At 73.0% G+C, this 22,933-nt stretch carries 20 protein-coding genes, 1 tRNA gene and 4 pseudogenes; 11 read left to right on the top strand and 14 right to left on the bottom strand.

Translation table 11 applies throughout. From position 1 onward, the window contains the following. Together UK82_RS15895 and gltX are read left to right on the top strand one after the other, a co-directional pair. Positions 1-290 (top strand): FCD domain-containing protein (locus UK82_RS15895; RefSeq protein ID WP_152989912.1); only part of this gene is annotated, 290 nt, incomplete at its 5' end. Positions 291-439: 149 nt separating this feature from the next. After that, positions 440-1,852: a glutamate--tRNA ligase gene (gltX, locus tag UK82_RS15890; protein WP_055407917.1), complete on the top strand. Its 1,413-nt coding sequence runs from the start codon at positions 440-442 to the stop codon at positions 1,850-1,852. 329 nt (positions 1,853-2,181) lie between these two features. On the opposite strand, the gene UK82_RS15885 is transcribed toward gltX, so the two are convergent. Continuing rightward, entirely contained in the window at positions 2,182-2,604 is a 423-nt protein-coding gene (locus UK82_RS15885; protein ID WP_044887947.1) for a helix-turn-helix domain-containing protein, read from the bottom strand. A gap of 215 nt (positions 2,605-2,819) precedes the next feature. After that, positions 2,820-3,101, bottom strand: a complete 282-nt coding sequence (locus UK82_RS15880) for a hypothetical protein (RefSeq protein ID WP_044887946.1) — start codon at positions 3,099-3,101, stop codon at positions 2,820-2,822. A 143-nt stretch (positions 3,102-3,244) separates the two neighbouring features. Here UK82_RS15880 and UK82_RS15875 point away from each other — a divergent pair. From UK82_RS15875 to UK82_RS38120, 3 genes and pseudogenes are all read left to right on the top strand, one after another. Next, positions 3,245-3,317 (top strand) — tRNA-Asn (locus tag UK82_RS15875). 185 nt (positions 3,318-3,502) lie between these two features. Continuing rightward, positions 3,503-4,504, top strand: a pseudogene (locus UK82_RS15870) (toll/interleukin-1 receptor domain-containing protein); the annotation flags it as partial. Position 4,505: 1 nt separating this feature from the next. Next, on the top strand, positions 4,506-4,975 hold a 470-nt coding region (locus UK82_RS38120; protein ID WP_396230568.1), incomplete at its 5' end, for a WD40 repeat domain-containing protein. On the opposite strand, the gene UK82_RS38115 is transcribed toward UK82_RS38120, so the two are convergent. From UK82_RS38115 to UK82_RS15850, 5 genes are all read right to left on the bottom strand, one after another. After that, positions 4,887-5,117 (bottom strand): helix-turn-helix domain-containing protein, encoded by a 231-nt coding sequence (locus tag UK82_RS38115; RefSeq protein WP_236705996.1) that lies wholly within the window; start codon positions 5,115-5,117, stop codon positions 4,887-4,889. The two genes, UK82_RS38120 and UK82_RS38115, sit on opposite strands and share 89 nt — an antisense overlap. 177 nt (positions 5,118-5,294) lie before the next feature. Then, entirely contained in the window at positions 5,295-6,041 is a 747-nt protein-coding gene (locus tag UK82_RS15865; RefSeq protein WP_044887944.1) for a dienelactone hydrolase family protein, read from the bottom strand. A gap of 88 nt (positions 6,042-6,129) precedes the next feature. Next, a complete protein-coding gene (locus UK82_RS15860; protein WP_055407912.1) occupies positions 6,130-7,266 on the bottom strand; it encodes a phosphotransferase family protein in 1,137 nt (378 codons plus the stop codon). Next, positions 7,263-7,421 (bottom strand): hypothetical protein, encoded by a 159-nt coding sequence (locus UK82_RS33685; RefSeq protein ID WP_161849126.1) that lies wholly within the window; start codon positions 7,419-7,421, stop codon positions 7,263-7,265. Before UK82_RS33685 ends, UK82_RS15860 begins: the two co-directional genes overlap by 4 nt. Before the next feature lie 368 nt (positions 7,422-7,789). Continuing rightward, a complete protein-coding gene (locus UK82_RS15850; RefSeq protein WP_055407907.1) occupies positions 7,790-9,364 on the bottom strand; it encodes a class I adenylate-forming enzyme family protein in 1,575 nt (524 codons plus the stop codon). A 178-nt stretch (positions 9,365-9,542) separates the two neighbouring features. On the opposite strand from UK82_RS15850, the gene UK82_RS15845 reads away from it, so the two are divergent. The 4 genes from UK82_RS15845 to UK82_RS15830 all read left to right on the top strand — a co-directional run bounded on the left by UK82_RS15845 (position 9,543) and on the right by UK82_RS15830 (position 14,549). Beyond that, a complete protein-coding gene (locus UK82_RS15845) occupies positions 9,543-10,988 on the top strand; it encodes an aldehyde dehydrogenase (protein WP_055407905.1) in 1,446 nt (481 codons plus the stop codon). 96 nt (positions 10,989-11,084) lie between these two features. Further along, the gene (locus UK82_RS15840; RefSeq protein WP_055407904.1) at positions 11,085-12,368 is read left to right on the top strand and encodes an NDMA-dependent alcohol dehydrogenase; all 1,284 of its coding nucleotides are present in this window, start codon (positions 11,085-11,087) and stop codon (positions 12,366-12,368) included. A 14-nt stretch (positions 12,369-12,382) separates the two neighbouring features. After that, the gene (locus UK82_RS15835) at positions 12,383-13,654 is read left to right on the top strand and encodes a cytochrome P450 (protein WP_044887952.1); all 1,272 of its coding nucleotides are present in this window, start codon (positions 12,383-12,385) and stop codon (positions 13,652-13,654) included. A 28-nt stretch (positions 13,655-13,682) separates the two neighbouring features. After that, complete coding sequence (locus tag UK82_RS15830; RefSeq protein ID WP_236705986.1) at positions 13,683-14,549, top strand: enoyl-CoA hydratase/isomerase family protein; 867 nt, start codon at positions 13,683-13,685, stop codon at positions 14,547-14,549. Here UK82_RS15830 and UK82_RS15825 read toward each other — a convergent pair. From UK82_RS15825 to UK82_RS15815, 3 genes are all read right to left on the bottom strand, one after another. Beyond that, a complete protein-coding gene (locus UK82_RS15825) occupies positions 14,525-16,162 on the bottom strand; it encodes a class I adenylate-forming enzyme family protein (RefSeq protein ID WP_055407898.1) in 1,638 nt (545 codons plus the stop codon). The two genes, UK82_RS15830 and UK82_RS15825, sit on opposite strands and share 25 nt — an antisense overlap. Continuing rightward, complete coding sequence (locus tag UK82_RS15820; RefSeq protein ID WP_044887938.1) at positions 16,143-17,288, bottom strand: alpha/beta hydrolase; 1,146 nt, start codon at positions 17,286-17,288, stop codon at positions 16,143-16,145. Before UK82_RS15820 ends, UK82_RS15825 begins: the two co-directional genes overlap by 20 nt. Before the next feature lie 94 nt (positions 17,289-17,382). Beyond that, positions 17,383-19,530: an acetate--CoA ligase family protein gene (locus UK82_RS15815; protein WP_044887937.1), complete on the bottom strand. Its 2,148-nt coding sequence runs from the start codon at positions 19,528-19,530 to the stop codon at positions 17,383-17,385. A 57-nt stretch (positions 19,531-19,587) separates the two neighbouring features. On the opposite strand from UK82_RS15815, the pseudogene UK82_RS42030 reads away from it, so the two are divergent. After that, positions 19,588-19,781, top strand: a pseudogene (locus tag UK82_RS42030) (hypothetical protein); the annotation flags it as partial. A 1-nt stretch (position 19,782) separates the two neighbouring features. Beyond that, the coding region (locus tag UK82_RS15810) for a PrpF domain-containing protein (RefSeq protein ID WP_236705985.1) at positions 19,783-20,880 on the top strand (1,098 nt) is incomplete at its 5' end. Between the two features lie 45 nt (positions 20,881-20,925). On the opposite strand, the gene UK82_RS15805 is transcribed toward UK82_RS15810, so the two are convergent. The 4 genes and pseudogenes from UK82_RS15805 to UK82_RS41515 all read right to left on the bottom strand — a co-directional run. Continuing rightward, complete coding sequence (locus UK82_RS15805) at positions 20,926-21,252, bottom strand: NIPSNAP family protein (RefSeq protein ID WP_044887935.1); 327 nt, start codon at positions 21,250-21,252, stop codon at positions 20,926-20,928. Between the two features lie 10 nt (positions 21,253-21,262). Further along, the gene (locus tag UK82_RS15800; protein WP_044887934.1) at positions 21,263-21,889 is read right to left on the bottom strand and encodes a VOC family protein; all 627 of its coding nucleotides are present in this window, start codon (positions 21,887-21,889) and stop codon (positions 21,263-21,265) included. A 120-nt stretch (positions 21,890-22,009) separates the two neighbouring features. Then, a pseudogene (locus UK82_RS38105) lies at positions 22,010-22,751 on the bottom strand (winged helix-turn-helix domain-containing protein); the annotation flags it as partial. Position 22,752: 1 nt separating this feature from the next. Further along, positions 22,753-22,909: pseudogene (locus tag UK82_RS41515) on the bottom strand (hypothetical protein); the annotation flags it as partial. Between the last annotated feature and the right edge of the window lie 24 nt (positions 22,910-22,933).

The raw sequence follows: 22,933 nt of genomic DNA, 5'->3' as shown, positions 1-22,933 counted from the left end.
TCCACACCCACCACCTCGACTTCCACACCCTCCTCCTCACCACCCCCGCCAACCACACCCTCACCATGATCAGCAGCATGCTCCGCCACATCCTCGACGCCACCACCCCCGACACCCCCACCCCCGACCTCACCACCCTGCGCCACCAACACACCACCCACCACCAACTCCTCACCCACCTCACCAACCACGACCCCGACGCCGCCGAAACCCTCTGGCGCCACCACCTCACCACCACCCCCCACACCCCCCACCAACCCACCACCCCCCTCGACCTCCTCGGCGACTAGCCCTCCTCGGCACCTGGGCCGCGCAGGCAGTCGTGACCTTGAGGCTTGATCGCTGACCGTCGAGGCGTGCGGGTGGATGTGGATGTGGACGGCGTCGGCACCACCGCAGCGCTCCGTCGGACCACCGAGATCCCTGTACGCTGCCCCGCATGGGATCTGGGCGGGTACGGGTTCGATTCGCGCCGTCTCCCACCGGCATCTTCCATGTGGGTGGGGCGCGCTCGGCGCTGTTCAACTGGCTGGTGGCGCTGCGCACGGGCGGCGACTTCGTGCTGCGCATCGAGGACACCGACGCCTCGCGCAACCGGCCCGAGTGGACCGACGGCATCATCAGCGCGCTGGACTGGCTCGGGATCAGCCCCGGCCGGTACGAGGGCCCGGTGCTGCAGTCCTCTCGGGCAGACCGGCATCGGGCTGCGGCGGTCCGCCTGCGGGAAGCGGGGCTGGCGTACTTCTGCGACTGCACCCGCGAGGCGCTGGCGGAGCGCACGGGCAACGCCCAGCACGGCTACGACGGCTTCTGCCGCGACCGCGGGCTGGAGCCCGGTCCCGGCCGCGCGCTGCGCTTCCGCACCCCCGACGAGGGGGCGACGACGGTACGCGACCTGATCCGCGGGACCCCGGAGTTCCCGAACGACACCATCGAGGACTTCGTGATCGCGCGGGCCGACGGCTCGGCGGTGTTCCTGCTCGCCAACGTCGTCGACGACCTGGAGATGGGGATCACCCACGTCATCCGGGGCGAGGAGCACCTGTCGAACACGCCCAAGCAGCAGCTCCTGTGGACCGCGCTCGGCGCCGCCGAGCCGCCGGTGTGGGCGCACGTGCCGGTCATCGTCAACGAGAAGCGGCAGAAGCTGTCCAAGCGGCGGGACAAGGTGGCGCTGGAGTCCTACCGGGACGAGGGCTACCTGGCCGGTGCGATGAAGAACTACCTGATGCTGCTCGGCTGGGCGCCGCCCGGCGAGGACGAGATCGTGCCGTGGGAGACGATCGAGTCGACGTTCGACCTGGCCGACGTGAAGCCCTCCCCGGCGTTCTTCGACGAGAAGAAGCTGCGGTCGTTCAACGGCGAATATATCCGCGCGCTCAGCGTCGAGGAGTTCATCTCCGCGGTGGGCCCATGGCTCGCGCCGCCGGCGGCTCCGTGGGCGGCCGACGCATTCGACGCGGACGTGTTCGCCGCCGTCGCCGGGCTCGCGCAGTCCCGGCTGTCGCTGCTGTCGGAGATCGTGCCGATGGTCGATTTCCTGTTCCTGCCCGAGGCGCCGGTGGATGACGCGGCCTGGGCGAAGGCGATGAAGGGGCCGGCGACGGACCTGCTCACCGACGTCCACGACCTGTTCGGCAAGGTCGAATGGGACGCCGAGACCCTGAAGACGACGCTGACCGAGATCGGCGAGCGCCACGGACTGAAGCTCGCCAAGGCGCAGGCGCCGGTGCGGGTGGCCGTCACCGGGCGGACCGTGGGGCTGCCGCTGTTCGAGTCGCTGGAGGTGTTCGGCCGGGAGGCCACCCGCCGCCGGATCGCCGCGGCCCGGGATCGGCTCGCCGCCGGCTGAGAGGTCGCCCCGAACCGAACCCGGCGCCCACCCACCCTGGGTCTAGCCGGAGCGGCCACAACTGATGAGCCCGGGCCGCGGCTGGGACGGGCCGCGACCCGGGCTAGGGAGACCCACCGGAGGTCGGGGTTACCTCCGCCGGGTGCAGCTCGAATCCACCAGGTCGACCTCCGGCGCTCGTGAGCACCAGGTTCGACGGTGACCAGCACATCTCCCGGGGCCTAAAGGATTCTTAAGATCAGCAAAAGACAAGCTGTGATCTCAGAATCACGCTCCGTCGATCAGTAGTTGACATCCCGTGATGTCCTGACAGGGGTGCCTGGGCGCGCTCAGGGCTCGTCGTGGCCGCGAGTGGAGGCACCGCGCGGGCTTCGCTGGCGCGGACTGAGCGCCGCCCATTCCGCCGCCCAGGCGGCGAGAGGCTCGATCACGCCCTGCAGGCGGCGGCCGTGGGTAGTCAGCCGATATTCGCCGACCTCGTCCACCTCGACCAGGCCGGCCTCCCGCAGCTCCCGCAGCCGCTGGACGAGCTGCGCCTCGGGGGCGTCCAGCCGGGCCGCCAGTGTGCGGAACGGCAACGAGCCACCCCGCAGGTGCCAGTAGAGGCCGAGGGCGAAACGCCGGCCCAGCAGGTCCACCAGGGCGGCGAGGGCGGGCGGCGCCCCACCGGGAACCTCCGCCGGCGTCGAGTCACCCGATCGCCCCTGCCCCGCCGTCCGCCCCCGCGCCGACCTGGCCTGCTTCATCGACATGCCGTGCTCCGATCCGTCACGCCCCCACGCTCGCCCGGCGGGGTGCCGGATATAACCAGAATCACCCCCTGGGGCGGCAGTCGGAGGTGGGGTCGGCGGTCACCAGGGCGGCGGCGACGACCGAACCACCCAACGGGGGCCCATCCGACGAGAACCGGCGCGACACCGCCTGCCGAGCCGCTCCCGGGACTGTGCGACGGCGGCGCACCCGGCTCTCAATGGGCGCCGACGGAGCTGACCCCGTTCGAGCTGTGCGCCGCAACCGGACGGAACGGGCGGGTTCCGGACGACTCGACCTCCCCGGCGAACAGGCCGCGGACGCGCTGGAAGACCGTCCCTGCCTGCGCGGACACGACACCGGCGGCGCTCTGCACCTCCGGTCGTTCCCGAACCTCTCGAAGCTGTCGCATGATCACGTCGTAGTGCTCGCGTCCGCCTCGGGACCCCAGGACGTACCCGAGGCCGAGTGCGATGACGACGCTGGGCCTGATGCGCATGTTGCCTCCCGGGAGACCGATGGACGTGCTGGCGGATGGCCGCCGGCCGGTCGGCGTTGTGCCGTCGAGTTGATTACTACCCCACGTCCAAGACCGCTCGAACCTCAGGTAGGCTGACGACGTCAGGTGCGCAGAGCACCCGGTCCCGCGTAGCTCAATTGGCAGAGCAGCCGGCTGTTAACCGGCAGGTTATAGGTTCGAGTCCTATCGCGGGAGCAGAACCTGCTGCACCCAGGCATCTCCCCTTCTCGGGATGCCTCCGCCGCTGGCGGCCTTCCACCNCACGACGCCTCTCGCCGTACGACGCCGTCGGGCAGCCCATCGCCGCCGGAACGTCCGCACTTCCCCCGTGGCTGGCCTAGCTCGCCGGAGAGGGTGGCAACGGTAGAAGATGGTGTGCCATGTCCGGGCTTGGTGGCGGAACGGTCGGATGGGACTTCTTCATCTCCTACACCGCTGAGGATCAAGCGTGGGCGGAGTGGGTGGCCTGGCAGCTCGAGGCTGTCCGCTACCGGGTGTTGATCCAGTCGTGGGACTTCGTACCCGGCTCGGACTGGCGTTTCAAGATGGAACAGGGCATCACCCACGCCACCCGGACCATCGCCGTCCTTTCCGACTCCTACCTCTCCTCCGTCTACGGCGGCGAGGAGTGGCGCGCCGCGCGAGCCGCTGACCCGGAAGGGCTCGCGCGCAAGCTGCTTCCTGTCCGTGTCGAGGACTGCGACCGTCCTGGGGTCCTGCGCACGGTGGTCTCCGTCGACCTGTTCGACGTCGCCGCCGACGTGGCCCGCCTCCGTCTGCTTGACGGGGTCCGAGCAGCGTTGGCGGGGCGGGTGAAACCCGAGGCCGAGCCGTCGTTCCCCCGCCTCCCCCAGCGGACGCCACCACCGCGGGCATCACCGCCGCAGTCCCGGCCACGTCCCCTCGGGGTCCCCCTCACGGGCCACACCGACCGAGTGCGGTCGGTGGCGTTCTCGCCGGACGGGGGACTCCTTGCCAGCGCCGCCGGCGACCGCACCGTACGTCTGTGGGAGGTCGGTAACCCGCGGCGCGCTCGTCCTATCGGGGCCCCCCTTACCGGTCACACGGGTGGGGTCTGGTCCGTGGCGTTCGCGCCGGACGGGCTGATCCTCGCCACCACCAGTAATGATCAAACGGTTCGGCTCTGGGATGTCAGCGATCCGTCCAACGCCTGCCTGATCGGCAGGCCCCTCGCCGGCCACACCGGCTCCGTACGGTCGGTAGCGTTCGCGCCGGACGGGCTGACCCTCGCCACCACCAGCACCGACCGGACGGTGCGGCTGTGGGACATCGCCGACCCGTCCCGCGCCCAGCCATTCGGAGACCCGCTCACCGCGCATTCTGCCGCGGTGTGGTCGGTGGCGTTCTCGACCAATGGGTACNCCCTGGCCACCGCCGGCGCCGATCGGACGCTACGGCTGTGGGACATCGCCGACCCCTACCTCGTCGAGCCGCTCGGTGGCCCACGCATCGGTCACACCGACTCGGTGCGGTCGGTGGCGTTCTCCCCCGACGGGCAGATCGTGGCCACCGCCAGCAGCGATCAGTCAGCGCGACTGTGGGACGTCACCGACCCGCGCCGCGCCCGTCCATTCGGCGTCGGTCTCACCGGCCACAACGGCCGAGTCGAATCGGCAGTCTTCTCTCCCGACGGGCGGACCCTCGCCACCGCCGGCGGCGATCAGACGGTACGGCTCTGGGACGTCACCGACCCGCACCGCGCCCGATCCCTCAGCCGCCCCCTCACCGGCCACAACGGCCGGGTCACGTCAGCAGGGTTCGCTCCGGACGGGGAGACGCTCGCCACCGCCGGCGGCTTCGAGGTATGGCTTTGGGACGTGTCAGCTCTCTGAACCCGCAGGTCCCTGTTCTACCCGGCCGCCGGCCGTCCGGACGGGCTTCACCAAACGTCATGGCAAGCTGCGCGGACTGCTCCGGATCCGGGTAGAACCGATAGCTATATGCCCGCTTCACCACCCGGCTTCCCGCAGCCATCAGAATAGCACACCTGTTCGACTGGCTGGTGCTGTTGTTGACGCGCCAACCCCGCCCTGACGTGCAGGACGGGGCCTGCGCGCCGCCTTTCATAGTCACGGGCAGGCGCGCGGTCTGATGGTGCACCCAAGGTCTCCTCGCCTGGTACCCGGTCGGCGGTGGGTGCGGCCGGCCGAGTCAGGCGGCGAGGTGGGGGCCGAGGAACGCCCAGATCCGCTGCCAGCCCGCCCGGGCCGCCGCGGGCCGGTAGGCGTCGCGGTCCGTCGCGAAGAACGCGTGACCGGCGGCGGGGAAGCTGTGGAACTCGAAGGTCCTGTCGTGCTCGGTGAGCGCCTGCGCGAGGGCCGCGACCTCGGCCGGCGAGGGCATCCGGTCGTCGTCACCGAACAGGCCGAGCAGCGGGCAGGACAGCTTGCCCGCCAGGTCGACGACCGGCCGGACCCCGCGCAGCACCGAGTCCTCCGGCGGCGTGGCGACGACGTAGGCGCCGTAGCAGTCGACGGCGGCGTCCAGATCGAGGCTGCACGCGGCGAGGAACGCCTGGCGCCCACCCGAACAGAAGCCGATCACCGCCACCTTCCCGTTGGACGACGGCGACGCCCGCAGGTAGCGCACGGCGCCCTCGACGTCGCCGACCAGCCGCTCGTCGGGCACGCCGCCGCGGGCCCGCGCCACGGCAGCGGCGTCCTCGGGGCTGGCGCCGGGGGCCTCCCGCCAGTACAGGTTCGGGCAGACGGCGAGGTAGCCGTGGGCGGCGAACCTGCGGGTGATCTCCTTCGTCGACTCGTCGTAGCCCGGCATGTGGTGGATCACCACGACGCCGCCCACGGGTAACCCGTCGAGCGGCTGGGCAAGGTACGCCTCGACGTCGTCGTCCCCCGCGCCCCGCAGCGACACCGTCTCCGCGCGCATGACATCGCTCATCGACGTGAGATCCCCTCTACTCGTTCGGCTCCCAGCTCGTTCGACTCCCGGCTCGTTCAGCCCTCGGCTCGTTCAGCCCTCGGCTCGTTCAGCCCGTCCGGCCGGCCCGTTTGCGGGCGAAGCGGGCCATCATCGCGGTGAACTCAGGCGCCAGGTCCGGAACGGGCTCGCCCAGCCAGCGGTAGAGCAGCAGACCCGCCGGGTTGCGGGTGTGCATGGTGGTGTCCGGGCGGGCCACGCCGCGGGCGATCGAGATGTCGGTCGAGCGGGCGCAGACGATGGCGAACCGCAACGCCGCCAGCAGCTTGTAGTAGGTCAGTTCCCGCGCGGGACGGCCGATCAGCCCCTCCCATCGGGCGACCTGGGCATCCTCGTCCGGCACCCCGGGCAGCGGCGGCGAACCCAGTCCGTGGCTGTAGAACTCGTCCATCATCAGCCACCAGCCGAGATCGACCTCGGCCGGGCCGACCGCGGGGGTCTCCCAGTCGAGGACGGCGGCGACGGTCCCGTCCGGCGCGAACATCATGTTGCCGACTCGGGCGTCGCCCCAGCTCAGCGTCCGGTCATCGTGGTCGGGGCGCTCCCGTTCGACGTGATCCATCGCCCGGCTGAGCACGTCGAGGTCACGCCCGCCGCGGACCCAGTCGAACCAGTGACGGGTCGCGGTGACGAGCTGCTGCAGCCCGGTCGGGCCAAGCGCGGGCGCCCACAGGAACGCCAGGTCGCCGCGGACGGGGATGCGCCCGATGTCGACGAGGGTCCGCAGGCCGTTGTCCCACAGGGCGGCGCGCTGCGCCGGGGTCTGGTCCAGCAGCCAGCCGGTGGCGTGGCAGCTCGGGATGTCCGAGAGCACCCTGCCCGGGACGTGGCTCATCACGAAGAACGGCGACCCGACCACCCCGGCGTCCGGCTCGAACGCGAGGACCCGCGGCACCGGCACCGGCGCGGCCGCCGCGACGGCCCGCAGGACACGCCCCTCGCCGATCGTGTCCGGATGCTGGAACAACTGACGCCCGGTCGGCTGGATGCGGACCACCAGGCGTTCGTCGCGTCGGCGGCCGCCATCGGCCCACCGCACAGTGACGATCACGGTCTCGTTGGATGTGCCCGCCTTCGGCCTGGACAGCCCGGCGACCTCCAGCGACGGCCACTTCAGCGCCTGACGCAGCCAACTACTCAGCGTCCGCGCGAGCACGGCGTCGTCGCTGGTAGCGGCGACGCTCATGGCTGCCCGGCCACGTGGCCACCGTCGCGGTCGTCGGCGTCGCGGTCATCGGCGTCGCGGTCATCGGCGTCGCGGTCGTCGGGGACGCGGTCGTCGGGGACGATCCGGACGGCAGCGAGCACCGCCGCCCCGTGGACGGCTTGTCGAGCGAGCATGGCTCCCCCCTTTCACCCGAGCCTCGGCGACCTCCGAACGTGCCGATGGCGGCGCCGAAACGATAACGAACCGACGATGTCGATCAGCTGTCGATGCCGCCCACCGCCGCCCGCTTTCCCGGTTTCCCGCTTTCCCGGTTTCCGGCTTGCGCGGTTTCCGGCCAGATGGCGGCCAGATCATGCCGAGGTTTCGGTACGGTTTTTCGGCTGAAAACCGTACCGGACCCTCGGCATGATTCTGTGTGCGGCTGGTCGCGGAGAGGTGCCCGGGAGTTGGCTGCCGGTGGGGGCGTCGGACGCCGAGCCGAAGAGGACCGCCGCCACCGATCAGCTCCGCCACGGCNACCGAGCAGGCGCAACCCATACGCTCAGCGCGCGAAACGGGCCCTCAGGTCGCGCTTCACGACCTTTCCCATGGCATTGCGTGGCAGCTCGGGCACGAGCTCGAGCTGCTCGGGAAGCTTGCGGATGTTCAGCCCCTGCGCGCGCAGGTGGGCGCAGAGGGCCGCCAGGTCCGGCGGGGCCACCGACTCCGCTGGCACCACCACGGCGCACACCCGCTCGCCGGAGGAGGCATCGGGCAGCCCGACGATGGACACCTCGCCCACCGCCGGATGGTCGATCAGCAGCTCCTCCAGCTCCCGGGCGGAGATGTTCTCGCCCTTGCGGATGATGACGTCCTTGATCCGTCCGGTGATGCGCAGGTAGCCGTCCTCGTCGAGGGTGCCGAGGTCGCCGGTGCGCAGGAACCCCTTCGCGTCGAAGGCGTCCCGGTCCGCGGTGGCGTCGACGTAGCCGACCATGAGCTGAGGGCCGCGCACCCGGATCTCGCCGACCTCGCCGGCGACCGCGGGCGTGGCGTCGTCGAGCATGACGACGATCTCGACGTCGAGCCCGGCGCATCCCTCCGTGCTCGCGTGCTGGGAGTCGGTGTCGTCGTGGCGGCCCCAGGTGACGAACGGGCACTCGGTCAGGCCGTACCCGGAGATCACCCCGACGCCACCGAGGAGCTCCTTGACCTCGAAGTGCAGCGCCACCGGCCGGCCCGCACCACCGCACAGTGCCGCCCGGGCCAGCGGGAACAGGGGCACGTCCGGCTGGCGGCGCTGGCGCGCCAGGTAGGTCTGCAGCATCTGCGTGCCCGACCCGACGAGCGTCATGCCCGCCGCCGCGAGGGCAGCCGGCGTCGTCTCGGGGTCGAACCCGCTGCTCACGATGACCCCACAACCGGCCTGCAGGCCGGTGAGCAGGTGCGCGATCCCGCCGATGTGGGAGATCGGCAGCAGGATCGGCAGCCGGTCGGTGGGCACGACGGCGAGATGCTCGCAGAACGTCGACGAGGCGGCCAGCAACCCGCGGTCGGTGTGCCGGGCGCCCTTCGGGTCCGAGGTCGTGCCCGACGTATAGAAGATCCACCGGACGGGCCCGCCGCCGGACGGCCCCGCTCCGGGCCCGTCGGCGGGCTCCGCGGCTGCCGGCGGTTCGGCCTTCCCCGGCGGTGCGAGCTCCCCCGGTGATGCGAAGTCGACGACGTGCACGGCGAGACCGGGCACGGTCGCGGCCACCGCCCGCGCCATCGCCGCATGGTCGACGCCGCGGACGCTGCTCGGGACGAGCAGCAGCTCGCTGCCGGTCTGCCGGCAGATGAAGGTGATCTCACGCTCGCGCAGCATCATGATCAGTGGGTTCTGGACGGCGCCGAGCCGGGACAGCGCCAGGCAGACCGCGACCGTCTCGATCGTGTTGGGCAACTGCCAGGACACGACCGATCCGGGCCGGACGCCGAGCTCGCGCAGCCCCGCGGCGGCCTCCTCGGCCCGGTCGCGCAGCTCGCGGAACGTCAGACACCGCCGGTGCTCGTCGACGACGGCCAGATCGTCGGGCGAGGCCGCGGCGCGCGCCTCGACCAGCTCCCAGGTGCTGTCAGCGGTGAGGAGAGCCATTCGATCCCTCCGTCTTGCGGGGCAGGAATGGACCCGGATATCACGTCGGAACTCTCGCACGAGAAGAAGTTCGATGCGCGACCGCGGGCCGAACCGACAGCAAAGAGAAATCATTGAATATCCGCTCGGGCGGACCCTAGAATTCGGCGGCGGAATTGGGGACGACCGAGGAGTCGGTGTGCGCGAGCATCGGGAGCTGTTCATCGGAGGGCGGCTGGTCCCCGCGGCGACGGACGAGACGCTGGACGTGGTGTCGCCGGCTACCGAGGAGACCATCGGCGTGGTTGCGGCGGCCGGTGTCGGCGACGTCGACCGGGCCGTGGCCGCCGCCCGGCGCGCGCTGGACGACGGCCCGTGGGCGAGCGCGACCCCGGCGCAGCGGGCGGCGGCGCTGGTGCGGCTGACCGACGCGCTGCGCGCCCGGGCCGACGAACTCGCCGCGGTGCTCACGGCGGAGGTCGGCTCGCCCCGGTCCTGGTCGGATCCCTACCAGGTGGGCACCGCCCTGGCCGCGTTCGACGCCTTCGCCGCGCTGGCCGGGGCCTACCCGTGGGCGGACGAGCGCCCGGCGGCGCACGGCTCGGTGCTGGTCCGGCGGCTGCCCGTCGGCGTCGTCGGTGCCGTCGTCCCGTGGAACGCACCCCTGTTCATCACCGCGCTCAAGCTCGCGCCGGCCCTGGTCGCGGGGTGCACGGTGGTGGTGAAGCCGGCTCCGGCGGCGCCGCTGTGGTCCTACCTGTTCGCCGACGCGGTCATCGAGGCGGGCCTGCCGCCTGGGGTGGTCAACATCGTGCCCGCCGCGGCCGCGGCGAGCGAGTACCTGGTCGGCCATCCCGGCATCGACAAGATCACCTTTACCGGTTCGACGGCGGTGGGCCGGCGCATCGGCGAGGTCTGCGGCCGTGACCTGCGCCGGTGCACCCTGGAGCTGGGCGGCAAGTCGGCCGCGATCCTGCTGGACGACCTGGCGCTGACCCGCCGGACGGTCACCACGCTCACCTTCGGCGCGATGGCGAACTCCGGCCAGGTCTGCATGGCCCAGACCCGCATCCTCGCCCCCCGCTCGCGCTACTCCGAGGTGGTCGACGTGCTGGCCGAGCGGGTGGCGGCGCTGCGCGTCGGCGACCCGACCGAGCCGAAGACCCAGATCGGCCCGGTCATCTCGGCGTCGGCGCGGGCCCGGATCGAGGCACACATCGCCCGCGCGCGGGCCGACGGCGCCCGCGTCGCCGCCGGCGGAGGTCGGCCGGCCGGACTCGATCGGGGGTGGTTCGTCAAGCCGACGCTGCTGGCCGGGGTCGGCAACGACGCCCCGGTCGCCCGGGAGGAGATCTTCGGCCCGGTGGCGGTGGTGATCGGCTACGACGGCGTCGACGAGGCCGTCGCCATCGCCAACGACTCCGACTACGGCCTGGCCGGGTCGGTGTGGAGCGAGGACCCCGAGCGGGCGGGTCGCGTTGCCGCGCGGCTGCGCACCGGTTCGGTCGCCGTCAACTCGCCGGCGCCGCTGGATGTGGGCAGCCCGTTCGGCGGGGTGGGCGCGTCCGGCATCGGGCGGGAGGGCGGACCCGAGGGCATCAGCGCCTTCGTGGAACTCCAGTCCATCGTCCGCCCCGGCGGCTGAGCCTCCGCGCCGACGCGCGGCCCGCGATCGAGACCGCACCCGAGAGAACGCATTCGACAGAACGCGACCGACAGAACGTGACCGAGAGAAGGTGCCGTGGAGACCCTCGCCGCTGTGCTGTGGGACCGGAGTTCCCCCTGGTCGGTCGAGCCGATCCAGCTCGATCCGCCCGGCCCGGACGAGGTGCTCGTCGAACTGCACGCCTCCGGCCTGTGTCATTCGGAGGAGCACATCGTCACCGGCGACATGCCGTTCCGGTTGCCGTGCGTCGGCGGGCACGAGGGCGCCGGCGTCGTGCTCGAGGTCGGTTCCCGGGTCCGCTCGCTGGTCCCCGGCGACCACGTGGTCTTCGGCTTCGTGCCGTCCTGCGGGCGGTGCCGGCAGTGCGCGACCGGCCACCAGAACCTGTGCGAGCTCGGCGCCAGGATGTACACCGGCCGCCAGATCGCCGACGGCACCGCGCGCCACCACGCCCGCGGCCAGGACCTGGCGATCGCCTGCATGATCGGCACGTTCGCCCATCACACCGTGGTCCACGAGTCGAGCTGTATCCGCATCCCGGCGCACGTCCCGCTCGACCGGGCGTGCCTGCTGGGCTGCGGATTCGTCACCGGCTGGGGGTCGGCGGTGTACGCCGCCGACGTACGGCCGGGCGATACGGTCGCGGTGGCCGGGGTGGGGGGCATCGGCGCCGCGGCGATCCAGGGTGCCCGGCTGGCCGGCGCCCGCGTCATCGTCGCCGTCGAGACGGTGGCCGAGAAGCAGGACCTCATCCTCCGCCTCGGCGCGACCCACGTCGCCACCTCGTGGGAGCAGGCCGCCGCCGTCGTGCGGGAGGCGACCTGGGACCGCGGGGTCGACCGGTTCATCTGCACGATGAGCCGCGGCGACGGCGAGCTGCTGGGTCAGGCGCTGGCGATGACCGCCAGCCGCGGCCGGGTCGTGGTGACCAACGTCCATCCGGCGGCGCAGCGGACGGTATCGCTGAACATGATGGATCTGACGCTGTCCGAGAAGCACATCGTCGGCACGATCTACGGCTCCGGCAACGCGCGCGCGGACATCCCGAAGCTGGTCGAGCTGTGGCAGCGCGGCCAGGTCGACCTCGACGCGGTGGTCAGCCACAGCTACCCGCTCGCCGGTGTCAACGACGGCTACGAGGACATGCGCAGCGGTCGTTTCCTGCGCACCGTGCTGCGCTACCCGGCCGCCGACGCGCTCGACGCGCGGCGGGCGGCCGACGCGCGGCGGGCGGGCGAGGCACGGCAGGCGGGCGAGACACGGCAGGCGGGCGAGGCACGGCAGGCGGGCGAGGCGCGGATGGCAGCCGAAGCGCGTCCGGCTTCGGAACCGGTGCGGACAGCCGGGCAGCCGGCGTGACCACGACCGGGGACATGCCGGGAACGCAGGGGCTGCCCGGCGACGTCCTGGACGACCTGACGTGGTGGACCCGGCCGGCGGCCGAACGCGATGCGACGTTCGCCTGGCTGCGCGCCCACGAGCCGCGGCCGTACGTCCCAGAGCTCGACCTGACCGGGGCCGCGCGCGGCGGTGGCTTCTGGGCGTTGACCCGCCTGGACGACGTGCGCGAGGTCAGCCGGCGGCCGGCGGACTTCTGCTCCGGCCGAGGGAGCCTGATCTTCGACCAGCCGCCGAGCCTGCGGGAGTTCCGCGGCTCGATCATCGACATGGACAACCCGGAGCACGCCCGCCAGCGGCGCATCGTCTCCCGGGGCTTCACGCCGAAAGCGGTGGCCGCGCTGGTCGACGACATCACCCGCACCAGCCGCGAGGTGATCTCCGCGGTGGCGGGACGGGGCGAGTGCGACTTCGTCACCGAGGTGGCGGCGCTGCTGCCGCTGCGGATCGTGAACAACATGCTGGGCATCCCGCGCAGCGAGGAGCGGTTCCTGTTCGAGCAGACGAACATCCTGATGGGCGCAAGCGATCCGGAATACGTCCCGGACCAGACCCCCCGGTCGGTCGCGCGGGCCGTGCGCGGCGCCGGCGAGGCGATGAGCGGCCTGTTGGAGGAGCTGGCCCGCGACCGGATCCGCGACCCGCAGGACGACCTGGTCAGCTCGCTCGTCGCCGCCCAGGAGGAGGAGAACCTCACGCCGACGGAGCTGGCGACCTTCTTCAACCTGCTCGTCGGGGCGGGCAACGAGACCACCCGCAACGCGCTGGCCCACGGGCTGTCGGCCATCACCCGGTTCCCGCAGCAGCGGGAGCTGTGGCGCTCGGACCTCGACCGGTACACCCCGGGCGCCGTGGAGGAGCTGCTGCGGTGGGCCTCCCCGGTGCTGTACATGCGTCGCACGGTCGCCCGCGACGGGGTGAGGCTCGGTGAGCAGCGTTTCGACGAGGGTGACAAGGTCGTGCTGTGGTACCGCTCGGCCAACCAGGACGAGGCGTACTTCGACGACGCGACGTCGTTCCAGGTGACCCGCGATCCCAACCCGCACGTCACCTTCGGCGCGCCGGGCCCGCACCACTGCCTGGGAGCCAACCTCGCCCGGGTCGAGCTGGCGATCGCGTTCCGAACCCTGTTCGAGCTGCTGCCCGATATCGAGGCGACGGCCGAGCCGGACCTGCTGCGCTCGAACTTCCTGCACGGGGTGAAGCACCTGCCCGCCCGGTTCACCCCCACCACCACAAGCGCCTGATCGGAGACCGACCGTCATGGGCTCCGAAATGATCGGACTTTTCGACGAGATCGCCTACGGCAAGCTGGAGGGGGTCGCCGAGATCCGCCTGAACCGGCCGGAGTCGCGCAACCCCATCTCGGCTCGGCCCGGCGGCACCCGGGATCAGATCCTCGCCGCTCTCGCCGACGCCGAGGCGGATCCGACCGTCGGCGCCGTGCTCGTCACCGGCGCCGGCGCGGCGTTCTCCGCGGGCGGCGACCTCGCCGGCAATCCGATCCGCGAGCATGCCGCCGACGAGGCCCGCTTCCGCGAAACCGCCGATGACTTCCACCGCCGGGTGCGCCGCTGCCCGTTGCCGGTGGTCGCCGCCGTGCGGGGCTACTGCCTGGGCGCCGCCGTCGTCCTCGCGGCGAGCTGCGACCTGGTCGTCGCCGGCGACGACGCCCGCTTCGGCCTGCCCGAGGGACGTCTTGGGCTGCCCGGCGCGGCCGGGCTGGTGCCGCTGATCGGACGGCAGTGGGCGAAGTTCCTGATCCTCACCGGCGAGCTGATCGACGCCGGCCTGGCCCAGCGGATCGGACTGGTCACGGCGGTCGTGCCGGCCGCCGAACTCGACCCGCGCGCCCGTGACCTCGCCGCCCGGCTGTCCCGGATGCCCCGGGAGGCCACCACGCTGAACAAGCGAGCGGTCGACGCCGCTGCCGACGCCTCCGGCGACGAGGCCGCCCGCGTCGCCGCCTCGGGGTACGACGTCATCACCCTCGCGATGAGCGGACGGGCGCAGGCCCCCGACGGCCGCCCCTTCGCCGAGATCCGCCGCGAGGAGGGCGTGCGCGGCCTGAAGGCGGCCCGCGAGGCCCAGTTCACCACGCCCTGGCTGCATCGAAGCTACGAGCCGCGCGCGGGGGCCTGAGGCAGCAGGAACTTGCGGATCTTGCCGACGGAGGTCCGTGGGAGCTCGTCGACGAGGACGAACTCGCGGGGACGCTTGACCGGGCTCAGCCGCCGCCGGCACCATTCGGCCAGCTCCTCGGCTTCGGGAGCGGCGCCGCGGGGGTCGGCGACGACGTAGGCGACCGGGACCTCGTCGCGCACCGGGTCGGGCCGGCCGACGACCGCCGCCTCGAGCACGCGGGGGTGCTCGGCGACGACCGCCTCGACCTCGACCACCGACACGTTCTCGCCGGCCACCTTCAGCGTCTCGTTGTCACGCCCGGCGAAGTGGTAGATGCCGTCGGTGTCCCGGTAGGCCCGGTCGCCGGTGCGGAACCAGCCGTCGACGAAGGCGCGCCGGGTCGTGTCGGGGTCGTCGAGGTAGCCGCCGAACAGCCGGACGCCCCGCTCGCCGCCGACGAGCAGCTCGCCGACCTCCCCCGGCGCCCGCTCGCCGCCGTCGGGCCGGGGGCTCAGCCGCACGGCGCAGCCCGGCGTGGGGCGGCCCATCGCGTCGGGGCGGGCCTCGTCGGGTCGGCTGCTCAGGACCGCCGCGGTCGTCTCCGTCATCCCGTAGAGCTGGCGGGGGCGGCAGCCGAGCAGGGTCGAGAGCCGCTCGTACTGGTCGGCGGTCACGTTCTGGGCGAACCACACGTGCCGCAGCGCCAGGTCGTCGCGCCGCCCGGCCCCCCGGGCCAGGATCATCCGCATCGGGGCCGCGAACAGGCTTGCGTGCGTCGCCCGGTGTCGGGCGGCCTGCGCGAGGAACCGCGATGCCGAGAAGGAGCTGAGCAGCGCGACGCTCGCCCCGACGGAGATGGCGGCGGCGAACGAGTAGTACTGGGCGTTCGCGTGGAACAGCGGCAGCGCGACGAGCTGGCGGTCCGCGGGCGCCAATCCGGCCGCCGCCGCCATCGTCGCGCCCGCGAAGGCGTAGTTGGCCTGGGTGATCACGACGCCCTTGGGTGCGCTGGTCGTGCCCGAGGTAAACAGGATCGCGGCAGTCGTTTCGGGGCTCGGCGCTTCGGGGCCCGGTACTTCGGGGCCCGGCAGGTCGGGGCTCGGCGAATCGGGACCGCCAGCCGACGCGGCCTCCCCGATGCCGGCAGCGGCACCGGTCAGGGTCGCGAGCTCGACGTCATCCTCGTCGACGGCGAACACGGCGAGGTCCGAACCGCCGCCGGCCGCGTCGGCACCTGCTCCGGCCGCCTCGGTGTACACCGCCCGACGCCGCGGCGAGCAGATCCCGACCACGGCCCTCGTCCGGGCGAGCTGCGCGGCGATCTCCGGGGCGGTGGCGGCCGGGTCGGCGGGCACGATGTGCGCGCCGAGGCCGACGGCGGCCAGCCACACCGCGACGAAGGCCGGCGAGTTGGCCAGCGCGAGGTGGACGGCGCCGCCGCCGCGCAGACCCGCCGCGCGCAGCCGGGCCGCGACCCGTCCGGTCAGCCGGTCGAACTCGGCGTAGGTCCACGTCGTCACCACCCCGGCTGAGGACTCCCAGATCAGGAACGGGCTCCCGCCCTGGCCGGCGACGGCGCGCCGCCAGTCCGCGCTGAACGTGCGGGCGGGCTCACCAGGTCGCGATGGCATCGCACGCCGTGCGCAGCAGGTCGGGCCGGCCCTCGAAGTAGTGCGTCGCCCCGTCGATGAGCAGGTAGTCCTTCTTCGCCCGCCCGATCGCGTCGTGGAGCTGTTCGAGTACCACCGGCGGCGAGCCGGTGTCCGCCGAGCCGCCGACGACCAGCGTCGGGGTGGACAGCTCCGGCAGCCATCTCAGGGCGTCGCCGTTGGTGTCGTCGATCGACCACTGGTTGATCCACGACCGCAGCGTCGTGTAACGGTTGAGCCCGGCCGGCAGGTAGTCGGCGATCTCGGGACGGCCCCACAGGGTGCTGCCGATCGTCCGGTCGCTGGCGTCGATGGCCGGGTCGAGGAAGCGCAGGTCGGCACTGGTGCCGTGGACGACGAACGCCAGGTCGTCCAGCCCCGCCGGCCAGTGTCCCGCGGCGGTGACCAGGCGTAGCTGCGCCCGCGCCCACGCCGTGATCCGCCGGTTGCGGGCGAGCTGGGCGGCGCGGTAGCGGGCGATGAACTCGGCCGGGAACGGCGGGGTGTTGCGCGGGTCGAAGGCGTCGAGGTCCGGGTCCCGGCCGAACGGCGCGGACTCGTCGATGATCGCCGGGTCGAGCCACTCCATCGACACCCGGGCGCGGGAGGGATGGGCCATGAACAGCACGATCGAGTCGGCCGGCGGCAGGTCGGCGCGGGTGAGGTCCGGCCCGACGCCGCCCGGCGGGGCCACGACCGTCGGCCGCTCGGCCTGCGCCTGGTAGTAGGGGACGATCGAGCCCCCGCCCGAGTTGCCGACGAGCACGATCCGCTCGTAGCCCCGCCCGCGCAGCGTCCCGATCGCGGCGCCGATGTCGAGCAGGCAGTTCTCGACGTTGAGGTTCGCGTCGTTGCCCACGTACCGGGTGGCGAGCCCGACCGCGGCGACGCCGAGCTCGGCGAGCGTCCCCAGCGCGTAGTGACCCAGAAAGTTGGCCGTCGGATGCACGATCAGCACGGCCGTGCGGGGCCTGGGGCCCGCCGGGCGCACCTCGGAAGCCCAGATAGCCCCGGACAGGCGGGCGACTCCCGAGAACACGTCCACCCGTCCGGACGGCGGAATCGGTATCTCCACCAGTTCCCGCTCGACCCCGTTCGGTAATGGCACGATGACCTCCCTGCGACTTCGGTTCCCGGCGGCGACTTCGGTTCCCGGCGGCGACGTCAGCTTCCAGCGATGACGTCAGCTTCCAGCGATGACGTCAGCTTCCAGCGGCGACAGCAGCTCCAGCGACGGCAGCGGTTTCCTCGACGAGCACGAGCGCGTCGACGACCGCGCAGCCCGACGGCGAGTAGATCAGGGGGTTGACGTCGATCGAGCCGATCCAGTCCGCGCCGGCCACCCCCAGCTCGGCGACGGCCAGTACCACCCTCGCCAGCGCCGCCCGGTCCCAGCCGCCCGCCGCGCGCAGCCCCCGGAACACGGTCGCCCCGCCGAGCTCGTCCAGCATCGACTCGACGCCCGGGCCGTCCACCGGCAGCAGCCGGCCGACGACCGCGCGGGTCAGCTCGACGAGGATGCCGCCGAGGCCGGCCACGACGACCGGGCCGAGGTCGGTGCGGGCCTGGAAGCCGACGAAGGCCTCGCCGGCGCCGGCGAGCTGGCCCTGCACGGCGACGGTGCGCCGCACCCCGTGGGCCGCGGCGATCTCCTGCAGCTCGGCGGCGACCGCGGCCACCTCCCCGGGCGCGACCCCGAGGCGGACGGCGCCCAGCTCGGTGCGGTGCGCGACGTCGGCCAGCTTGACGACCACCTGGGCGCCGTCGCCGAGCGCACCGGCCCGGGGCGGCCAGTCGGCGGGATCGTCGAGGACCACCCACGGCGCGACGGTCAGGCCGCGCTCGGCCAACAGCGTCATCGTCGCCGCGAACGACAGCATCGGCCCGGCGTCGCCTCGCACCACGTCGCCCGGCCGCGGCGGCGGAATCGGGCGCGGCGGGGCCGCACGGCGCGCGCGGGGCTGCGGCGACAGGTGCCGGGTGATCGCGGCGAGGCCGCGCACCGCGCCGCCGAGCCCGCGGGCGAAGGCCAGGCCCGGCCCACCGGCCGTCGAGGTCCACGACCCCAGCCGCGACTGCTGCACGGTGGTCAGCACGACCGGCTTGCCCGCGCGCCTCGCCGCCTCGCGGGCCGGTCCCAGCAGCACCTCCGCCCGCTCGCGGTCCTCCTCGTCGAGCCACCAGGTGACGACGACGGCATCGAGCGCCTCGGCGTCGAGATAGGTCCGCAGCACGGCGTCGAGCGACTCGCGCCGGGCCATGACGAAGCCGGTCAGATCGAGCGGGTTCACCACCTCGGCGCCGGGGATGATCGCCCGCACCTCGTCGGCGATCTCGGTCAGCTCCGGCGTCTCGACGTCCCCGCCGGCCAGCACGTCCGAGGCCAGCGCGGCGACGCCGCCCGAGGAGGCGATCACGGCGATCCGCTCGACCGGACGCAGCCGGTGCGCGGGGAGCTGGGCCAGGATCGCCGCCCGGTCCATCAGGTCGTCGACGTCGCGGGCGTCGACGACCCCGGCGGCGCGGAAGGCGAGGTCGTAGACCCAGCTCTCGCCGGTCAGCGCCCCGGTGTGCGAGCGCACGATGGCGCGCGCCCGCTCGCTGCGGCCGAGTTTGAGCACGACGACGGGCTTGCCGGCCGCCCGGGCGCGGTCGACCGCGGCGAAGAACGACGCCGGGTCGCGCAGCTTCTCGATGACGACGGTGATGACGCGGGTAAGCGGATCGGCGACGAGGAAGTCGAGGTAGTCGGCCAGCACCGTCACCGCCTCGTTGCCGGCCGAGATCGCCAGGCGCAGGCCGAGGTTGCGCTCGCGGGCCGCCGCCATCACCGCGCGCATCAGGTACCCGCTGGAGGACACCAGGGAGACCCCGCCGGCCGGCACCGCCACCGCCGTCCCGGTGAACAGCGACACTCCGCTGGTGACGTTCACCAGGCCGGTGCAGTTCGGCCCGCACACCGGCAGGGCGGCGCCGGCCGCGGCCCGCGCCAGGCGGTCCTGGCGCTCGCGGCCCTCGTCGCCGGCCTCACCGAACCCGCTGGCCACGACGACCACCCCGCCGCACCCGAGCCGCGCCGCCTCCTCGACGACGCCCACCGACCCCGCCGCGCCGACCAGGCTGAGCACGGCGTCGACCGGCCCGCCGACCGCCCGCAGGCTGGCGACCGTGGCCCGCCCGTAGGCGCTGCCAGGTCGGGGGCTGACCAGGTGCAGCTCGACGGGCGCGGCGAGCAGGTGGCCCACGGCGACATTGGACATGGGGCGCCGCTCGCTCACGCCGACGACGGCCACGGACGCCGGGTTCAACAACCTGCCCAGCGAACCCGCCCCGGTCTCCGATCCCGCCACGTCCTCCCCCTTTCGCCCGGTCCTCCTGCGCGCAGGCCCTGCCCGCGGCAGCACGGTATGCGCGGAACCCTTTCGGTTCGATGCCAGCGCCCCCGAGTCCGCCGCCGCCGGGCCGGCGGCGGCCTAACATCGGCTGTCGCGGCGAACGGAGGAGGAATGACCCCCAGCACGGCCACCGCGATCCCGCTGGTGCTCATGCGCGGCGGTACGAGCAAGGGCGTGTTCGTCTCCGACGACGCGCTGCCCGGCGCNGGGCCCGAGCGGGACCGAGCGATCCTGGCCCTGCTGGGCTCGCCCGACCCGATGCAGCTCGACGGGCTCGGCGGGACGCATTCGAGCACCAGCAAGGTGGTGCTGGTCCGGCCGAGCGAGCACCCGGGCTGCGACATCGACTACCTGTTCGTCCAGGTCGGCATCGACCGTCCGATCGTCGACTACGCCGGCAACTGCGGGAACCTCACCGCGGCCGCCGCGGTGTACGCCCTGGAGGAGGGCCTGCTCGCCGGCGACGCCCGACCCGGCCTGGTGCGGATGTTCAACCGCAACGTGGGGCAGCGCATCGACGCCCTCGTGCCGGCCCCGCCGACCCGCCGCGACTGGCAGAAGGGTGACTGGCGGGAGGGTGACTGGCGGGAGGAGGCACGGCTCGCGGGGATGCCCACCACGGGGCTGGCGGTGCTGACCGAGTACCTCGACCCGTCCGGCCCGGTCACCGGGGCGCTGTTGCCGACCGGCCGACCGCGCGACGTGCTCACGCCGAGCGTCGGCAACCCGATCGAGGTGTCGCTCGTCGACCTGGCGGCGCCGATCGTGTTCGTCCGGGCGGCGGACCTCGGGCTGCGCGGCGACGAGGCGCCGGTCGCGCTCAACGCCACGCCGGGCTTACTTGCGCGGCTGGAGTCCATCCGCGCCGCCGGCGCCGTCCGCATCGGGCTCGCGGCCGACGAGGCCGCGGCCGCGGTCGGCTCCCCGGTCCTGCCCCGGCTCACCATCGTCTCCCCGTCGCCGCAGGCGGGACCCACCGCGCCCGCGGAAGCCGTCCCCGGCCACGGGGCGAGTGCCGGGGACCGGCACGGTGCGGCCGATCTCGTGGTCCGGGCGATGTCCCTGGGACGCGCCCACCACGCCTGCCCGATCACCACCGCGCTGTGCACGGCCGCCGCCGCCCGCACCGCCGGCACCCTGCCGTTCGCCGCCGCCCGCAGCGGCGACCCGGGTTCGGTCCGCATCACCCATCCCAGGGGCGCGTTGACCGTGACCGTCCGCACCTCGCCCGGGAAGATCGTGTCGGTGGGCGTGCTGCGCACCGCCCGGCGGCTGCTGGCGGGAACCGCCTACCTGCCGGGCTGAGCCGCCTCGGTACACCGATGCCGTCGTCGGTCGCACCGGACGGCGTCAGCGCAGGTTCGAGAACGGCAGCGGGCGCAGGATGCTGCTGTGGGTCCTCGCCACGAGCAGCCCGTGTTCGGCGGTGCTGCGCCGGCGCACCTCGGCCCACTCGGGATCCCGGTGGAACTCGGCCCACGCTCGCTGGCGTTCGTCGAGGCCGTCCCAGGCGAGCAGGTAGGTGAGGTCGGGGCCGTCACCGATCACGGTCTCGAAGTAGCCGACCTGACGAAACCCGTGCCGGTCGAACAGCGGCACGGTGTGGTCGGCGAACCGGTCGTGGAGGGCGTCGCGGTTGTGGCCGAACAGCTCGTAGCGGCGCAGTTCGTACAGCATCCGGCGGCTCTCAGCCAAGGGTGGTCGACTCGGAGGTGACGACGAGGTCGTGCAGCGCGGCCGACACCTCGGTGCCGTCGCGGCGGGCCCGCTCCTTCGTCGCCGTCCACGCCTCGAGTGTCCGGCGGGCCCGGGTCGGCCGGTCGTTCCAGTCGGCGACCAACGGCGTCGTGATCTCGAGCCGGTTGCCGTCGGGATCGTAGAAGTAGATGCTGTAAATGATGGTGTGGTCGACCGGACCGAGAACGTCGACGCCGTGGCCGCGCACCCATTCCCGCCATTCGTCGACCATGTCGGTGGTGGGCACCTCCAGCGCGATGTGCCGGAAGACGTCGTGGGCCGGATGAGGGGCCGGCGCCGCGGCGGGCAGGTCGGGAACCTCGAAGAAGGCCACCGTCGACCCGTCCTGCATCCGGAAGAAGATGTGCAGGTAGGGCATGGTGTCCCCGGTCGACGGCACCCGCTCGTGCATCACCGCGGCCACAAGTTCCATCCGCATCACGGTGCTGTAGAAGGCGGTGGTGGCGGCGGCGTCTCGCGTCACCAGGGCCAGGTGGCTCAGGCGGGTGGGCGCGTGCGCGTCGGCGGCGCGGACCGGTGCGGGAACGACCCTGCTCTGGGAGTTCGTGAATGTCATCGATCGTCCTCCTCGGGCGGGACGTTACCGCCGGGAAGATGTCGGTTGACGTTCGATCGCCGGCCCGGTGAACCGCCGGCCCGCGGTCATCCCGCCAGTGCGGTCATCCCGCCAGTGCGGTCATCCCGCCAGTTCGGACGCCGGCCGGATGACCAGCGAGAACATGGCGGCGATCGCCACGCCGAAGGTCGTGACGGCCGGGTCGAGCGGGCGGCGGGACCGGCTGGCCAGGCCCAGCCCGCCCCAGGCGGTGGGGCCGTTGAAGATCGGGACGAACAGGCAGCTGTGGAAGCCGTCGGCCGCCAGCGCGCGGGTCGTCTCGCGGTAGCCGTGCGCGCCGCCGACGATGTCGGCGATCTGGGTCGGCTGGCTGGTCTCGAACGCGTGGACCTGGGCGAAGCTGGACCGTAAGGGCACGCCGCCGGCCATCAGCTCCCGCCACCGCGCGGTGTTGCCCCGCTCGGCGACCAGGTGCATGAGCCCGCCGCCGCGGCGGAAGATCGCCGCGGCGTCGCAGGCGGAACTGGTCACCAGCGTGGTGGTGAGGAACTCCGCCGCCGCGGTCTGCGAGGCGCGGGGCAGCCGGCGGGCGATGTCGAGGACCGTGCGTGGCATCGTCAGCGACGTCAGCCGGGCGGCGGCGCCGCTGACGTCGTCGCCCATCTCCAGGACGTTCTCGGTGAACTCGTACCCGACGCCGCGCACCGCGCGGATCAGCGGTGTCGGCCGCCCCGCAATGGTGATCTTGTTGCGGAGCCGGGAGACCTGGATGCGCAGGGCGTTGGTGTCGCCCGGCCCGCCGGCACTGCCCCACAGCGTGCGGACGATCCGGAACCGCGGCAGGGCCCGGTGCGGGTGGCGCNTCAGGTACGCGAGCAGGCGGAACTCGGTGGGCGACAGGGTGAGCTCCGCCCCGCCCAGCAGGCAGGTCCGGGCCCACAGGTCGACCTGCAGCTCGGCGGCGCTCAGGTAGCGCACGGTCGGCTCCCAGGTGTCGCTGACCCGGCGGAGCAGGGCCATGATCTGCGCCCCCACGGCGGACTG

The sequence above is a fragment of the Frankia sp. ACN1ag genome (assembly GCF_001414035.1).
GTDB classification, from domain to species: Bacteria; Actinomycetota; Actinomycetes; order Frankiales; family Frankiaceae; genus Frankia; species Frankia torreyi.
This window is presented reverse-complemented; position numbering and strand designations above follow the sequence as displayed.

Coding starts and splice junctions, on each gene's coding strand:
- UK82_RS38115 (WP_236705996.1), bottom strand. CDS start 5,117: ATGGCTGCGGGAAGCCGGGTGGTGAAGCGGGCATATAGCTATCGGTTC.
- UK82_RS15865 (WP_044887944.1), bottom strand. CDS start 6,041: ATGAGCGATGTCATGCGCGCGGAGACGGTGTCGCTGCGGGGCGCGGGG.
- UK82_RS15885 (WP_044887947.1), bottom strand. CDS start 2,604: ATGTCGATGAAGCAGGCCAGGTCGGCGCGGGGGCGGACGGCGGGGCAG.
- UK82_RS33685 (WP_161849126.1), bottom strand. CDS start 7,421: ATGCTCGCTCGACAAGCCGTCCACGGGGCGGCGGTGCTCGCTGCCGTC.
- UK82_RS15825 (WP_055407898.1), bottom strand. CDS start 16,162: ATGCCATCGCGACCTGGTGAGCCCGCCCGCACGTTCAGCGCGGACTGG.
- UK82_RS15805 (WP_044887935.1), bottom strand. CDS start 21,252: ATGCTGTACGAACTGCGCCGCTACGAGCTGTTCGGCCACAACCGCGAC.
- gltX (WP_055407917.1), top strand. CDS start 440: ATGGGATCTGGGCGGGTACGGGTTCGATTCGCGCCGTCTCCCACCGGC.
- UK82_RS15880 (WP_044887946.1), bottom strand. CDS start 3,101: ATGCGCATCAGGCCCAGCGTCGTCATCGCACTCGGCCTCGGGTACGTC.
- UK82_RS15830 (WP_236705986.1), top strand. CDS start 13,683: ATGATCGGACTTTTCGACGAGATCGCCTACGGCAAGCTGGAGGGGGTC.
- UK82_RS15850 (WP_055407907.1), bottom strand. CDS start 9,364: ATGGCTCTCCTCACCGCTGACAGCACCTGGGAGCTGGTCGAGGCGCGC.
- UK82_RS15860 (WP_055407912.1), bottom strand. CDS start 7,266: ATGAGCGTCGCCGCTACCAGCGACGACGCCGTGCTCGCGCGGACGCTG.
- UK82_RS15835 (WP_044887952.1), top strand. CDS start 12,383: ATGCCGGGAACGCAGGGGCTGCCCGGCGACGTCCTGGACGACCTGACG.
- UK82_RS15800 (WP_044887934.1), bottom strand. CDS start 21,889: ATGACATTCACGAACTCCCAGAGCAGGGTCGTTCCCGCACCGGTCCGC.